Raw genomic sequence first — 14,197 nt, forward strand, 5'->3', positions numbered from 1 at the left:
AAAGATCGTCTGGTCGCAGCGCAAACCGGTGGATTTGTCGACGGGATGGGAATAGGCACGGCGACAAACCCTATATGGCTTGGCGCGAAGACAATGCAGGCGACACAAACGGGAGAGAAACCCAGAAACCCCGAATCCATAATTTAGTAGTCCCGCTTCGGGAGGAAGTTTCGTCGAGGACGTTAGCCTCGTACATCTTCACCCTCGCTGATGCTCGTTACGCCGGAATGTTGCCCCGCAGATCGAGCAAGTAGGGCTTTGCTTGGTGCGCGACCCCACGGAAAGCTTGCGGCGTGGCGTGGCGTCGAAAGCATAGGCCATTAACCAGGTAACACTCATGAGCACGAGCATTCTTATCCTCAATCAAATCGTTTCATAACAGCTTTAAGCAAAACTTCCGGATACCACTGATTTCATTATTAACAAACGTCAATACTTTGTCAACATATATGAACCAAAAAAACTTCGATCAAGCCATCCAGCTCACAAGGCTTAATGAAAAAATGCGAGACGCAGCGAGAATGGTATTGGTTGAGGGAATTGCTCAAGCCGAGGTTGCACGCCGGCTTGGGGTGAGCCGGCAGGCCGTATCAACGGCCGTGAACAAGGTGGCACGGGCAGCGAACGTCTGCCCGTGTTGCGGAAGGAAGTTTTAATTCCGTTTCGCAATCAAAAGTGACATTGTGCGGAATGGAAGAGCGCCTTCAGGCGCGAAACAAGGCATATCGCGCCTGAAGGCGCTCCTACAAAAACACCGATTTGATTGAGAAATGGAATAACGCGGATTCAAATTCGAAGGGCAATGACGGGATACATAGACTTCGTCTCCAACCTGGCGTTGAGCGACGCCTCGCTTTTGAGGCTCTTCTTTACAATCGCCGCCAGGACATAGACGGTAATGGCAATCCGGATTTGCGCATGAAGGATAGCGTTGGACACAACGACGGAATGTGTGCAGGGGCAAATGCTCCATGAGTTGCGCAAACACCGATTTGCCGGAGTGCATAACGGAAAACCCTGGGAAAGGAAATTTCCAAGTTTCCCAGACTCACGTTCAAATCGGTGATACCCTTAAACACATGTTTTTATAAATCCGATCAAAATCTTATATGGCAATAACCGGCAAATTGCCGGACACTACCGAATTCTGTGCATTCTGCAGCAGAGGGAGAATTCCCTCCGCTGGCAGCGGTTTGCTGAAAAAATAGCCTTGCATGGCGTCGCAGCCCCGTTCGAGAAGGAAGTCGAACTGTTCCTGCGTTTCCACCCCTTCGGCCACCACCCTGAGGCGCAGACTGTGGGCCATGGCGATGATGGCGGCCACGATCGCCGCGTCATCCGGGTCAGTCGTAATATCCCCTACGAAGGATTTATCGATCTTGATGGTGTCGATGGGCAGGCGCTTGAGATAGCTCAGCGAAGAATAGCCGGTTCCGAAATCGTCGATGGAGATGCGCATTCCCTTTGCGTTCAGCGCTTGCAGGGTCACTGCCGCCGTCGAGAGGTTTTGCATCAGAATGCTTTCGGTAATCTCCAATTCCAGGCAGGATGGATCCACCCCCGTTTCCCGCAGCACCCGCTCGATGGTTTCAACCAGGTCGTGAACTCTGGCCGCTTCACCCGAGGACGGGCTCCCCTCTGTTTCACCGCTGGCCGATAAATGCCTGAATTGGCGCGCCGACAGGTTCACCGCCACTGGGAGAAGGGGCATCCCTTCCCCTTGCCAGGCCTTGATCTGCAAACACGCTGTCCGCAAGACCCATTCGCCGATCGGAACGATCAGTCCGGTTTCCTCCGCCAGGGGAATAAACTGGTCGGGCGGGATCATGCCCCTAGCCGGATGCGCCCAGCGCAGCAGCGCCTCCAGCCCGATCACGGCCCCGGTCGCGAGGTTCACCTTGGGCTGGTAGTGAAGCCGCAACTCGCCGCGTTCCAAGGCCTTGCGCAGGCTGTTTTCCAGGGTAAGCCGCTCCGACGACAGTTTTTCCAGCTCGGGCCGGTAGAACTGATACCCCAAGCCTTGTTCCTTGGCTTGGTACATGGCGCTGTCGGCGCACCGGATGAGGTTGTCCGCATCGATGGCGTCCAAGGGATGGAAGGCGATGCCGATACTTGCGGAGACGAAGACTTCGTGGTCTTCCAGCTGGAAGGGGTGAGCGAGGGCATCCAGGATTTTCTGGGCGACGAGGACGGTATCCTGCCTCCCGGAAAGCCCCTGTAGCGCCACCACGAACTCGTCGCCCCCCTGGCGGGCCAGAACGTCGCCCTTGCGAAAGCAGCCGGCGAGCCGCTCGGCCACTATAAGCAGCAGCTTGTCGCCCAGCGCATGGCCCAGGGTGTCGTTGATCAGTTTGAACCGGTCCAGGTCGAGAAACAGCAGCGCCAACTGCTCCCCGTTCAACGCCGCTTCATCCAGGCTGATGCCGAGGCGCTCCCGGAAGAACTTGCGGTTGGGGAGATTGGTCAGCGGATCGTGATTGGCCAAGTGCATCAACTGGCGCTCGAACTGTTTGCGCTCGGTCAGGTCGCGTAGTACGTAGGTAATAAAACGCCCCGTGGATCCTTCGAAAACGCTGCTGGATCCCTCCACCATAAAAATGGCGCCGTCCCGGCGGCGACCTTGGCCTTCCCACACCGACGTGCGCTGCAATCCTTCATCCGGTTGGCAGAACAGGGGCTCCGGCAATACCCTGCCGATCATCTGTCCCAGCATCTGGTGGCGGCGATAGCCGAACATGCGCTCCGCCGCCCGGTTGAAATAGGCGATTTTTCCCTGGGGATCGGTCATGATGATCCCATCGTGGGCAGTTTCCGCCAGGTCCCGGAAACGGCGCTCGGATTCCAGCGCGGCAGCGCGCAATGCCTGCTCTTCGGTCAAGTCCTCCACGATCAAAAGAAGCCGGGCTTCTTCTTCTTCTTCTTCTTCTTCTGCAAGGCGGATTCCAGTCAGCGTCACGCGTACCGGTTTGCGCTCGGAGCAATCCGCCGGCCCCATGCTGAAGAGCACGTCATGCTGGACGCCCCCGGTGGCCAGGACTTCAAGGGCACGCCCCCGCAGCCCATCAGCTGCGAGCACCTCCATCAGATAGCGACCGCGCACGGCCTCCTCCGTGAATCCGAAGCGATCCAAGAGAGCCCGGTTGGCGGACAAAACGGTGAGATCGGACGAGAGCACCAGCAGGCCGTCGGGGATGCTGGCGAACACGATGTCGGCATACTCTTTCAGCGTCATCATGGATTGCCGGTCGGCCTGGATATAGGTGTCGATGGCAAGCCCCATGTCCAGCAGGACGATCTTGATCAGCGCCTGGCAGGTGGCAACAAAGGCCTCGGGGTCGCCCCCAAGCCGCGGCCAGAGTTCGGGGAGTAACCCCGACAGGTACTTACTGTAGGCGCCCAGATACCATTCCGGAGCAAGCCCGACGCGCTGGTGGGCCACCCCCACGCGCAGGCGGTGGTGGATATACTCCCGGCCGTAGTCGCCGGCGGTAAGGCCGCTAAAATACGCCGCCTGGCTGCACTTCAAACGCTCGAGCGTTTGCGCGTCGGGCAACAGCGCCCGTGTTTCCTCGAAGACCAGGAGATGGGTGTAAAAGGCGTTGACGAAATCCGGCGCCTGGGTTTGCAGGGCTTCGTGCAGCGTTCGCAACCGCGCGACGTCGTCGTCGGTGAATTCCAGAAAGGCCTTGCGCCGGGCGACAGCGACATCGTCGATGCCGAGCACCCGCACCACGGCCTCGACAGCCTTCTCCAGGGGCTTCATGTTCCCGGATCTCACCGTAAGCCAGGAAAGGGAGATGAAACCGCCGTCAAGCTTGCTTGCTTGCTTGCTTGCGCAAGATTTCTTCCATACTAGGTCACCTAACCTTTATTGGTCTTGTTCGTTCTTTGCGTCCGACTTTGGCATATGGGAACCCCGCTGCCACAGGCTTTTCTTTTTCTCAAGGACTCATGCGATTGCACGGCGGCGGTGCGCCGAAGGTTTCGCAAAACACCCGGTACAGATCCCGCTCCACCAAGCGCCATCCGTCGCTGATCAGACGAAACCGCACCCGCGCGGCGCCGTCGGCGATGTGCCGATAAAGCAACGCGTTGCCGCTGCTACCGCGCAGGTGGTCGCCCAGGCGCTTGCGCAAATCCCCGGCCGAACCGATGTACACCACGCGATGCGACCCAAGCGGTACGTTTTTCTCCGACCACTCTGCCTCTTCTCCACCAGGACAGGAAGCAATACCCGCCCGGATCTCGTACACGCCGGGATGGGTCGGAACCACGATGCGCAGGGCTTGCGAGGTCAGCGGCACCAGCGTGGAAAATCCCTCTGTGGCCACCAAGTAATCCGTGCGCTGGCTGCGGCTCTTGTAATCGGGAATCGCCAAGTCGTGCCGGATGTTGGCCACAGTGCGCCGCGACAACCGGATGCCGTATTCCCGCTCGAGGATGGCAGCGATGGCCCCGTCCGTCAGCGGCTCCCGCAATACCCCTTGGAGCATCCAAGCTTTTTCCTCTTTTATCACATGATCCACGAAATGGCAATGAACCTGCCGCGGCTTCGGGAAAAGTCCGCCCAACGGCACCGCTTTGCCGTTCGGCAGCGCGATCGACAATCCGCGCACCAAGCGGGAGATCCGGCCCGGATCCGCCACCACGGAAAGATTCGACTCCGACCGCAGCCGGGCGGAAATCTCCGCTTGGGTCAGGGGTAGGAGCGCCAAGGCCTGCCCGGAACGCAGATACGCCGCTTGCGATATCAGCACCGCCTGCATCAGCGCGTGGGTGAGCCGGTTTCTGGTATTGATGAGGCGCAACCTGCGCAATACGCCCGCCAGTTCCGCCGGGAAGTCCGGGCGGGACATCAGGTGGTTCACCCCCTCCTCATCGAACCGGTACTCCCGCGCGTAGCTGTCGCGGTGGTAGAGGAACATCAGGCCCCGGCCCGCCTCGCGAACCTCTCCCAGGAACGGGGATGCCTGGTTTTTTGGGATGGCGGCCGCATCATGCGCCACCCGCGCGCCTTCCAATCGACCCACGGTCACCCAGGGGCGCAGGGTGGAAAACCCGGCGGAGGATTCCACCTGAGTCACAAGACGGTCGATAGCCCGCAGCGGCAATTCCAGAAAGCGGGCGAGCACGATTTTACCGAGCAGGGCGGCATCAATTTTATAAAATTTCATCGGCGCAGACACAAACCCTTGGGGATACGATGAAGATGCTTGGGAGAGTGCTGCCTGGCATGGTGCCAAATGGACTGCCGGCTAACGCCATCGAATGCCGCTCTCACTCGGCGACGCCGGGGTAATCGGCTTTTCCGCCAACCATGGCGGCGAACTGATGGTCAATTTCGAAAGGGGCCTGTTTGATTCCCGCTTGCCGGGCGCACCAAGGAAAAGGCCAAGCCGCTTAGTGCTCGACCTTTTCCAGCTTTTCTTTCTTGATGCTGATATCCGCCTTCTGCTTCAGGCTCGCCAGGTAGGCCGAGGAATATTCTTGTGCAAGTGCCTGCCGCAACTGGTTGGCGTAGGCTTTCTTTTTCGCCGGGTCGATTGCACCGGGCTCGACAACCTTGCTAACCTTGATCAGGGTATACCCGCCCTTGGGGTTCTCGATACCCGTGTAGGCCGGCAGTTTGCCCGCATCCGCCCGGAAAATCTGGTTCAACGCATCCTTGCCCATACTGGAGGCATTTTCACGGTTGATCAGGATCGGCGCGCCCCATTTCAAATCGGCAACTGCACCACCTTTCTGCAGGCTGGCTAACGCATCCTTGCCTTGCTTCACTGCCATGGCATTGCCCTGCTCACGCAGCAAACGCTTGGACAGTTCCGTGCTCAGCTCCTCGAACGGCTTATAGCTGGCAGCCTTGTATTCTGCTACGTGCGCGGCCACTAGCGTATTCGGCGCAACCTCGACCGCTTCAGTGTTGCGTTTGAGCTTGAGCGCGTCCTCTGAAAACACCGCCTGCAACAGCTTGGGATGATTCAGCAGGGCCATGTCCGCCCCTTTTTTGCTGATCCACGGGCTAGACTGAATTTTTAATTTCAGCGCTTCAGCCACTGGATTGAGGCTGTCCGGCTGCTCGTAAACCGTGTTACTGAAAGTTTCAGCCAACTCGGCGAATTTCTTGACCGCCTTCTGTTTCTTCAGTTCCTGCGCGATTTCTCCCCTGACCACATCAAGGCTGCGAGCGCCACCTTGCCGGATCGCTGTCAATTTGATGATATGGAAACCGAAATCGGATTGAACCAGGCCGGAGATTTCTCCACCCTTCATGCCAAACACGGCATCCTCAAACGGCTTGACCATCGCACCGCGTGCGAAAAAACCTAGATCTCCTCCTTTGGTCGCGGAACCTGGGTCCTTGGAGTACTGTTTGGCGAGATCCTCGAACTTTGCCGGGTTCTGTTTGATTTCTTTCAGAACCTGCTCGGCCTGAGCGCGTTCGGCAATCAGGATATGACTCGCTCTGCGTTGCTCCGGTTCATTGTATTGGGCGCTATGCTCATCATAATATTTTTTCACTTCTTCATCGCTGACAACCATCTGCTGCTGCAACTCATCCGCCGACAATACCACATAGTCAAGCCGAGCCTGCTCGGGAACAAGGAATTCCTCGCGGTGTTTGTCATAGTAGGCCTTGACGTCGGCGGGGTCCACTTTCAGCTGAATCATGTATTGCTCGGGCGTCAGCATCGCCTGGCTGATTTCACGCTGCTGCTCGGCCAGTCGTGCAACCATTTCCTCTGATGAGCGCGGCACGGCAACGCCATGGGACAACCCTTCGAACAACTGCTGAATCACCAGATTCTGGCGCAAACGATTCTCGAAAACCGCAGGGGTCATGTCCTGTGCGCGTATCATGGATTCATACCGAGCCTGGGAAAACCTGCCGTCCTGTTGGAATTCCGGGATCTCGGCAATAATCGAGGCGAGCAGTGTATCGGGCAGATTAATCCCGACGCGGTTAGCCTCCAGGACCAGCAAGTGCTGCTGAACCAGTCCATCCAGGACGGACTGGCGAACTTCAGGACGATCCAGTATGGTCGGATCAAAGCGCTCTCCCATCGCGCCACGCATCCGGTCCTGTTGTTCCTTTAAAGTCCGGCTGAATTCCTGCCTGGTGATGTTCTGGCCATCCACCTTGGCAATGATATCGACCTTGTCACCACCGCGAATGTAGGAGTCCACTCCCCATAATGCGAAGGGAATGGTAATCAGGCCCAGGATAATTTTGACGATTAAACCCTGAGCGCGTTCTCGAATGATTTCCAGCATATTACGAACACCTCGGCCCCATAGTGGGAAGCACAAAAAAAATGGGCGAAACAGCGTTCGCCCATGTATGGCGGAGTGGACGGGACTCGAACCCGCGACCCCCGGCGTGACAGGCCGGTATTCTAACCGACTGAACTACCACTCCATAATACCTAAAAAATTCAAAACTTAATGGTGGGTGCTGACGGGGTCGAACCGCCGACATTCGCCTTGTAAGGGCGACGCTCTACCAACTGAGCTAAGCACCCGAAGTTTGCTAGTTTACAGCATCCTTCAGCGCTTTGCCAGAACGGAACTTCGGCACTTTAGCTGCCTTGATCTTGATGGTTTCGCCGGTGCGAGGATTGCGGCCATTGCGAGCGGCGCGTTTGCCCACGTAGAACGTACCAAAACCAACCAGGGTAACCATATCACCCTTTTTCAGCGCGACTTTAACGGCACCAATAGCGGCATCCAGAGCACGGCCAGCAGCAGCCTTGGACATATCGGCGGATTTAGCGATTGCATCAATCAACTCGGATTTGTTCACGTGTAGTCCCCTTTCTATTCGGTTGAGAAACAAGTTTAGTCCTGCACTCACCTTATAACAAGCCGCAAAACCATGTGTCAAGCGGTTTCAGCAAAATTAATCTAATTTAAGGGCGTCATATAAGGGGCTCGGGCAGAGAGCAAATTTTGTGCCACAAATATGACGGATACAATGAAAATAAAAAAGCCAACCCGAGCGGCGAGTTGCCGGGTTGGCTTTGAGCGAAGCGAGATGCGAGTTAATGCTTGATGACGGCGTCCTCTGTTTTCTCTTCAACCGGCGGCATGGGTGTTGTCGGAGCCACCTCTGGCAGCGGCTCCGGCTTGCGCTCGAGCGCATAACCGAGCACTTCGTCTATCCACTTAACCGGGTGGATATCCAGCCGGTTTTTGATGTTATCCGGGATCTCGACCAGATCCTTGACGTTCTCAAGAGGAATCAAGACAGTTTTAATCCCGCCACGGTGAGCAGCCAGCAGCTTCTCTTTCAATCCGCCGATCGGCAAAACCTCACCACGCAGCGTGATCTCGCCGGTCATCGCGACATCTGCCCGCACCTTAATTCCGGTCAGGATGGATACCATCGCGGTGGTGATGGCAATACCAGCGCTAGGCCCATCCTTGGGCGTGGCTCCTTCCGGCAGGTGAATGTGGACATCGTTCTTCTGATAAAAATCCTCGGGGATGCCTAGCGCGCGCGAGCGGCTGCGCACCACGGAAAGTGCCGCCTGAATCGATTCCTGCATCACCTCGCCGAGCTTGCCCGTGGTGATCATCTTACCCTTGCCGGGCAGCGCCACCGCCTCGATGGTCAGCAACTCGCCGCCCACTTCGGTCCAGGCAAGCCCCGTCACCTGGCCAACCTGGTTATTCTGCTCGGCCATACCGTAGCTGTAACGGCGCACACCCAAGTACTTATCAAGGCTGCGCGCGGTCACCGCGATCTTGCCTTTGCCCTTCTTGAGCAGCAGCGCTTTCACCACCTTGCGGCAAATTTTGGCGATTTCCCGCTCCAGGCTACGCACCCCCGCCTCACGGGTGTAATAGCGGACGATGTCGCGCACGGCGCTTTCGGCGATACTGGCCTCTTCATCTTTAAGTCCGTGCAGCTTCAACTGCTTCGGCAGCAGGTAGCGCATCGCGATGTTGATCTTCTCGTCCTCGGTATAGCCGGACAGGCGAATCACCTCCATCCGGTCAAGTAGCGGACCGGGGATATTCAGGGAGTTGGAAGTGGCCACGAACATCACGTCGGACAGGTCATACTCCACCTCGACATAGTGGTCGACGAAGGTATGGTTCTGCTCCGGGTCGAGCACCTCCAGCAACGCCGAGGATGGGTCGCCGCGGAAATCCATTCCCATCTTGTCCACTTCATCCAGCAGGAACAGCGGATTACGCACGCCGACCTTGGCCATACTCTGCAACACCTTGCCCGGCATGGAACCGATGTAGGTGCGGCGATGTCCACGAATCTCGGCTTCATCGCGCACCCCGCCCAGAGCCATGCGGATAAATTTGCGATTGGTTGCGCGGGCGATGGACTGACCCAGGGAGGTCTTGCCTACTCCGGGCGGGCCGACTAGACACAGAATTGGCGCCTTGAATTTATCCACGCGCTGCTGCACTGCCAGATATTCGACAATACGTTCCTTAACCTTCTCCAAGCCGTAGTGATCCTTCTCCAGCACCGCTTCGGCCGCTTTCAGATCCTTGCTGATCTTGGTTTTCTTCTTCCACGGCAACCCGGTCAGCACATCAATGAAGTTGCGCACCACCGTTGCTTCCGCAGACATCGGCGACATCAGGCGTAGCTTCTTCAATTCGGATTCAGCCTTGGCAAGTGCCTCCTTGGGCATGGAAGCCGCCTTGATTTTCTTTTCCAACTCGTCCAGATCCGAGCCTTCCTCCAAATCGCCCAGCTCTTTCTGGATCGCCTTGACCTGCTCATTCAGGTAATACTCGCGCTGGCTCTTCTCCATCTGGCGTTTGACACGGCCTCGGATGCGCTTTTCCACCTGGAGGATATCGATTTCCGCATCCAGAATGCCGAGCATGTGCTCCAAGCGTTTTTGCACGCTCACCATTTCCAGGATTTCCTGCTTCTGCTCGATCTTGAGCGGCAGGTGAGCGGCGATGGTATCAGCCAGGCGCCCCGCCTCATCTATGCTGGCCAGCGAGGTGAGGATCTCCGGCGGAATCTTCTTGTTGAGCTTGACGTACTGGTCGAACTGCGCGAAAAGGCCGCGACGCAAGGCCTCGATCTCGTTTTCGTCGCCTTCTTCCTGCGCGATCAGATCGGCTTCCGCGACGAAGTGGGTCTTGGCATCGGAAAATTTGGTAACCTGAGCGCGCTGACTGCCTTCCACCAGCACCTTGACGGTGCCATCGGGCAGTTTCAGCATCTGCAGGATGCTGGCCATGCAGCCGACTTCATACAGGTCCTCCGGCACGGGCTCGTCCTTGGCCGCGGACTTCTGCGCCACCAACATGATGTGTTTCCCGGACTCCATGGCAGTTTCCAGCGCCTTGATGGACTTGGGCCGACCTACGAACAGTGGGATCACCATGTGCGGGAACACCACCACGTCGCGCAGCGGCAGCAGCGGCAGTGTCACGGATTGATCTAACGAGTCATTGTGTACAGTCATGGGCTCCACCTGAAATTTAACTTACAGCTACAAAGGTAGGGACGACTTGCGGCAATTCAAGAGCATCTTAAAAAATTCGAACGCCGCCCACAGAAAGCGAAACCAGCCGCCGCTGGGGAAGCGGCGGCAAAACATCAGGCAGTGCCGGCCACCTTCGGCTGATCGGCGTAAATCAGGAGCGGTTGGCTCTCTCCCCTGACCACCCCGTCGTCAATCACTGCCTTGGCGACATTACTCATGGAGGGCAAGTCGAACATGATATCCAGCAGCGTATGTTCCAGAATCGAACGCAAGCCTCGGGCACCGGTCTTTCTCGCTAGTGCTTTCTTGGCAATGGCGAGCAGAGAATTTTCCCTGAACTCCAATTCGACCCCTTCCATCGCGAAGAGTTTTTGATACTGCTTGATCAGGGCATTCTTAGGCTCGGTCAGGATGCGCATCAGGGCGTGCTCGTCGAGATCCTCGAGAGTCGCGACAACGGGCAGGCGACCGACAAATTCAGGGATCAGGCCGAACTTGATCAGGTCTTCCGGCTGGACATCACGCAGCACGGCACCGATTTCCTTGCGGTCGTCCTTGCTCTTCACTTCAGCGCCAAAGCCGATGCCACCCTTCTCGGAGCGCATGCGAATCACCTTGTCCAGGCCGCTGAACGCACCACCGCAGATGAACAGAATGTTGGTGGTATCAATCTGAACGAATTCCTGATTAGGGTGTTTGCGTCCGCCCTGCGGCGGCACCGAGGCAGTGGTGCCCTCAATCAGCTTGAGCAGTGCCTGCTGTACACCTTCACCGGACACATCGCGGGTAATCGACGGGTTGTCGGATTTGCGAGAAATCTTGTCGATTTCATCAATGTAGACAATGCCACGTTGCGCCTTCTCCACATCGTAATCACATTTCTGTAGCAGTTTCTGGATGATGTTTTCGACGTCCTCGCCGACATAACCGGCTTCAGTCAGGGTGGTGGCATCGGCGATAACGAAAGGCACATTGAGCATGCGCGCCAGAGTCTGGGCCAGCAGGGTCTTGCCGGAGCCGGTTGGGCCAATCAGCAGGATATTGCTCTTGGCCAGCTCGACCTCGTCGGTCTTCGAACTGTTCTTGAGCCGCTTGTAGTGATTGTAAACGGCGACAGAGAGGATTTTCTTCGCCTTCGGCTGATCGATCACATATTCGTCGAGCATCTGGCAAATTTCCTGCGGCACCGGCAGGTCGGAAGCACCAGCCTTTGACGACTGATCGCCCTGCGCCTCCTCGCGAATAATGTCGTTGCACAGCTCGACGCACTCATCGCAGACAAACACGGACGGGCCGGCAATCAATTTACGCACTTCATGTTGGCTTTTGCCGCAGAACGAGCAGTAAAGCAGTTTTTCGCCGCCGGTTTTATCAGACATTTTCAGTTTTCCTCAAATATTTTGGGCATCAACCAGCAAAATCGGTTCGATTCGCCAGTACTTTATCCACCAGCCCATATTTTACCGCTTCCTCGCCGCTCATGAAATTATCGCGGTCGCTGTCCTTTTCAATGGTTTCAACGGACTGGCCGGTGTGGTGAGCCAGCATCGTATTCAGACGCTGTCTCAAGTATAGGATTTCCTTGGCATGGATTTCAATGTCGGAGGCCTGACCCTGGAAGCCGCCCGACGGTTGATGAATCATCACACGGGAGTTCGGCAGGCAGAAACGTTTGCCCTTGGCGCCGGCGGCAAGCAAAAATGAACCCATGCTGGCGGCTTGGCCCAGGCAGAGTGTGCTGACGTCCGGCTTGATAAACTGCATGGTGTCGTAAATCGCCATACCAGCGCTGACTGAGCCACCCGGCGAGTTGATGTAGAAAAAAATATCCTTGTCCGGATTGTCCGATTCCAGGAACAGCATCTGCGCCACAATCAGGTTGGCCGTCAAATCGTTGACCGGCCCAACCAGGAAAATCACCCGCTCCTTGAGCAGGCGAGAATAAATGTCAAACGCGCGTTCGCCACGCCCACTCTGCTCGATCACCATCGGGACCAAACCCAGGTTTTGCGGCTCCCAGTTCTGACTATGAATCATTAATTATTCCCCATCAGTTCATCAAAGGCGGAAGAAACTTCCACCACTTTGGCGCGTTCCAGCGCCCACTTGACTACATTGTCTTCTATGACCAACGATTCGACTGCGGCCAGGCGATTCGGTTCACCATAATACCAAGCCAGCACCTGCTCCGGCTCCTCATAGCTCTGCGCCAGCTCATTCACCAGTTCACGCACCTGCTCAGGCTTGGCCTGCAACTGATGCGCATTAACCAGTTCCGACATGATCAAACCAAGGCTGACGCGGCGGCGCGCCTGATCCTCGAATAAATTGGCCGGCAGCGAAATATCGCCGCTGGCGCTCAAGCCACGAGCACGCAAATCTTCGCCGGCCTGCTGGCGAAGATGGTCAATCTCCATCTCGATCAATGACCTGGGCTGCTCGAACGGCGTCGCGTCGAGCAGAGCCTGCATCACACGCTCCTTGACCCGACCATCGATGCGCTTCTTCACTTCGCGCTCCAGGTTGGCCTTGATTTCGCTGCGCATGGTTTCCAGGTTGCCGTCCGATACGCCCAGCGACTTGGCGAAATCTGCATCGACTTCCGGTAGTTGCGGCTCCGCCACCTGATTCAGCGTCACCGCGAAAGTCACGGTTTTTCCGGCCAGTTCCTTGGCATGATAATCTTCGGGAAAGGTTAATTCAAACGATTTGCTCTCCCCTACCTTCATACCAAGGATAGCCCCTTCAAAATCCTTCAGCGTATGACCTTCGCCCAGCACCAGCTTATAGCCCTGTGCCTTGCCACCCTGGAATTCCTCTCCATTCAGGGTACCGCGGTAGTCAATCTCGACCTGGTCGCCGGCTGCTGCTTTACGCTTGGCCGGCGCATAGGTCACACGCTGCTTGCGCAGGATTTCGATAGTTTTATCAATCTCGGCATCGCCAACCACCACCTTCGGACGATCGATCGCTACCCCGCTGATATCGCCCACCACGACATCGGGATAAACCTCGAAAGTCGCAGCGAACTGCAGATCTTTGGACTCGCCCTCGGCTGGCTTGGCCTCGATCCGGGGATAACCAGCCACCTTCAGGTTTTGCGCCCGCACCGCTTCGGAAAAATTCTTCTGTACAGTTTCGCCCAGCACTTCCTGGCGGACCTGGCCGCTGTATTGCTGCTCCACAATCTTCATCGGCACCTTGCCGGGACGGAAACCATCCATCTTGACCGTGCGCGCCAGCCGTTTTAGCCTGTTTCCCACTTCAGCTTCCATGCTGGCGAGAGATACCGCCAGATTAAGTGTGCGTTGCAGCGAGCCGGAGTTTTCCGTAGTCGTTTCCATTCCTATCCCTCTAAATTAAAGACTGTTGCATGTCTGGTGCGAAAGGGGGGACTCGAACCCCCACGCCTTGCGGCGCTGGAACCTAAATCCAGTGCGTCTACCAATTCCGCCACCCTCGCGCAGCTGCTATTCTAATGGATTCGCTTCTATACTGGCGGCCGCGCCGCTCTACGCGCGCCTCGCCTATCCCGATGCCGGTCGACCACTACGAGAATTTCCCCGTCGCCTCCTGGCTGCTGCCGCACCGGCTGCGCGAACCTGTTGCCGCCATCTACGCCTTCGCCCGCAGCGCCGACGACATCGCCGACGAAGGCGATCTCGATGCCGACAGCCGCTTGTCCCGGCTCGGGGAATACCGCGATGAGCTGGCGAAAATCGCCG

At 57.0% G+C, this 14,197-nt stretch carries 10 protein-coding genes and 3 tRNA genes; 2 read left to right on the forward strand and 11 right to left on the reverse strand.

Annotation, left to right across the window (positions count from 1 at the left end):
* The first annotated feature begins 449 nt into the window (after positions 1–449).
* A complete protein-coding gene (locus VMV64_RS17395; RefSeq protein ID WP_414718865.1) occupies positions 450–656 on the forward strand; it encodes a TrfB-related DNA-binding protein in 207 nt (68 codons plus the stop codon).
* Positions 657–1,105: 449 nt separating this feature from the next.
* Here VMV64_RS17395 and VMV64_RS08145 read toward each other — a convergent pair whose 3' ends face one another.
* From VMV64_RS08145 to VMV64_RS08195, 11 genes are all read right to left on the reverse strand, one after another.
* Entirely contained in the window at positions 1,106–3,763 is a 2,658-nt protein-coding gene (locus tag VMV64_RS08145; RefSeq protein ID WP_325329457.1) for an EAL domain-containing protein, read from the reverse strand.
* A 178-nt stretch (positions 3,764–3,941) separates the two neighbouring features.
* Positions 3,942–5,174 carry a hypothetical protein gene (locus tag VMV64_RS08150; protein ID WP_325329458.1) on the reverse strand — a complete coding sequence of 411 codons (1,233 nt, stop codon included), beginning with the start codon at positions 5,172–5,174 and terminating at the stop codon, positions 3,942–3,944.
* 226 nt (positions 5,175–5,400) lie between these two features.
* Positions 5,401–7,272 carry a SurA N-terminal domain-containing protein gene (locus VMV64_RS08155; RefSeq protein WP_325329459.1) on the reverse strand — a complete coding sequence of 624 codons (1,872 nt, stop codon included), beginning with the start codon at positions 7,270–7,272 and terminating at the stop codon, positions 5,401–5,403.
* Positions 7,273–7,340: 68 nt separating this feature from the next.
* Positions 7,341–7,417: transfer RNA gene (locus tag VMV64_RS08160), tRNA-Asp, on the reverse strand.
* A 27-nt stretch (positions 7,418–7,444) separates the two neighbouring features.
* Positions 7,445–7,520 (reverse strand) — tRNA-Val (locus VMV64_RS08165).
* A gap of 8 nt (positions 7,521–7,528) precedes the next feature.
* Positions 7,529–7,819 carry an HU family DNA-binding protein gene (locus VMV64_RS08170; protein ID WP_325329465.1) on the reverse strand — a complete coding sequence of 97 codons (291 nt, stop codon included), beginning with the start codon at positions 7,817–7,819 and terminating at the stop codon, positions 7,529–7,531.
* A 220-nt stretch (positions 7,820–8,039) separates the two neighbouring features.
* The gene (gene lon / locus VMV64_RS08175; RefSeq protein WP_325329460.1) at positions 8,040–10,451 is read right to left on the reverse strand and encodes an endopeptidase La; all 2,412 of its coding nucleotides are present in this window, start codon (positions 10,449–10,451) and stop codon (positions 8,040–8,042) included.
* Between the two features lie 134 nt (positions 10,452–10,585).
* Positions 10,586–11,851, reverse strand: a complete 1,266-nt coding sequence (clpX, locus tag VMV64_RS08180; protein ID WP_325329461.1) for an ATP-dependent Clp protease ATP-binding subunit ClpX — start codon at positions 11,849–11,851, stop codon at positions 10,586–10,588.
* A gap of 28 nt (positions 11,852–11,879) precedes the next feature.
* On the reverse strand, positions 11,880–12,509 hold the full coding sequence (gene clpP / locus VMV64_RS08185; protein WP_325329462.1) for an ATP-dependent Clp endopeptidase proteolytic subunit ClpP: 630 nt from the start codon (positions 12,507–12,509) through the stop codon (positions 11,880–11,882).
* Positions 12,509–13,816: a trigger factor gene (gene tig / locus VMV64_RS08190; RefSeq protein ID WP_325329463.1), complete on the reverse strand. Its 1,308-nt coding sequence runs from the start codon at positions 13,814–13,816 to the stop codon at positions 12,509–12,511. The genes clpP and tig overlap by 1 nt, the downstream gene beginning before the upstream one ends.
* Before the next feature lie 34 nt (positions 13,817–13,850).
* Positions 13,851–13,935, reverse strand: a tRNA-Leu gene (locus VMV64_RS08195).
* A 72-nt stretch (positions 13,936–14,007) separates the two neighbouring features.
* Here VMV64_RS08195 and VMV64_RS08200 point away from each other — a divergent pair.
* Positions 14,008–14,197 (forward strand): squalene/phytoene synthase family protein (locus VMV64_RS08200; RefSeq protein WP_325329466.1); only part of this gene is annotated, 190 nt, incomplete at its 3' end.

The sequence above is a fragment of the Sulfuricella sp. genome, from assembly GCF_035531155.1.
Taxonomy (GTDB): domain Bacteria; phylum Pseudomonadota; class Gammaproteobacteria; order Burkholderiales; family Sulfuricellaceae; genus Sulfuricella.

Bases quoted from the DNA above. Each gene is read 5' to 3' on its own strand.
- VMV64_RS17395 (WP_414718865.1), top strand. From the start codon at position 450: ATGAACCAAAAAAACTTCGATCAAGCCATCCAGCTCACAAGGCTTAAT.
- VMV64_RS08145 (WP_325329457.1), bottom strand. From the start codon at position 3,763: ATGAAGCCCCTGGAGAAGGCTGTCGAGGCCGTGGTGCGGGTGCTCGGC.
- VMV64_RS08150 (WP_325329458.1), bottom strand. From the start codon at position 5,174: ATGAAATTTTATAAAATTGATGCCGCCCTGCTCGGTAAAATCGTGCTC.
- VMV64_RS08155 (WP_325329459.1), bottom strand. From the start codon at position 7,272: ATGCTGGAAATCATTCGAGAACGCGCTCAGGGTTTAATCGTCAAAATT.
- lon (WP_325329460.1), bottom strand. From the start codon at position 10,451: ATGACTGTACACAATGACTCGTTAGATCAATCCGTGACACTGCCGCTG.
- clpX (WP_325329461.1), bottom strand. From the start codon at position 11,851: ATGTCTGATAAAACCGGCGGCGAAAAACTGCTTTACTGCTCGTTCTGC.
- clpP (WP_325329462.1), bottom strand. From the start codon at position 12,509: ATGATTCATAGTCAGAACTGGGAGCCGCAAAACCTGGGTTTGGTCCCG.
- tig (WP_325329463.1), bottom strand. From the start codon at position 13,816: ATGGAAACGACTACGGAAAACTCCGGCTCGCTGCAACGCACACTTAAT.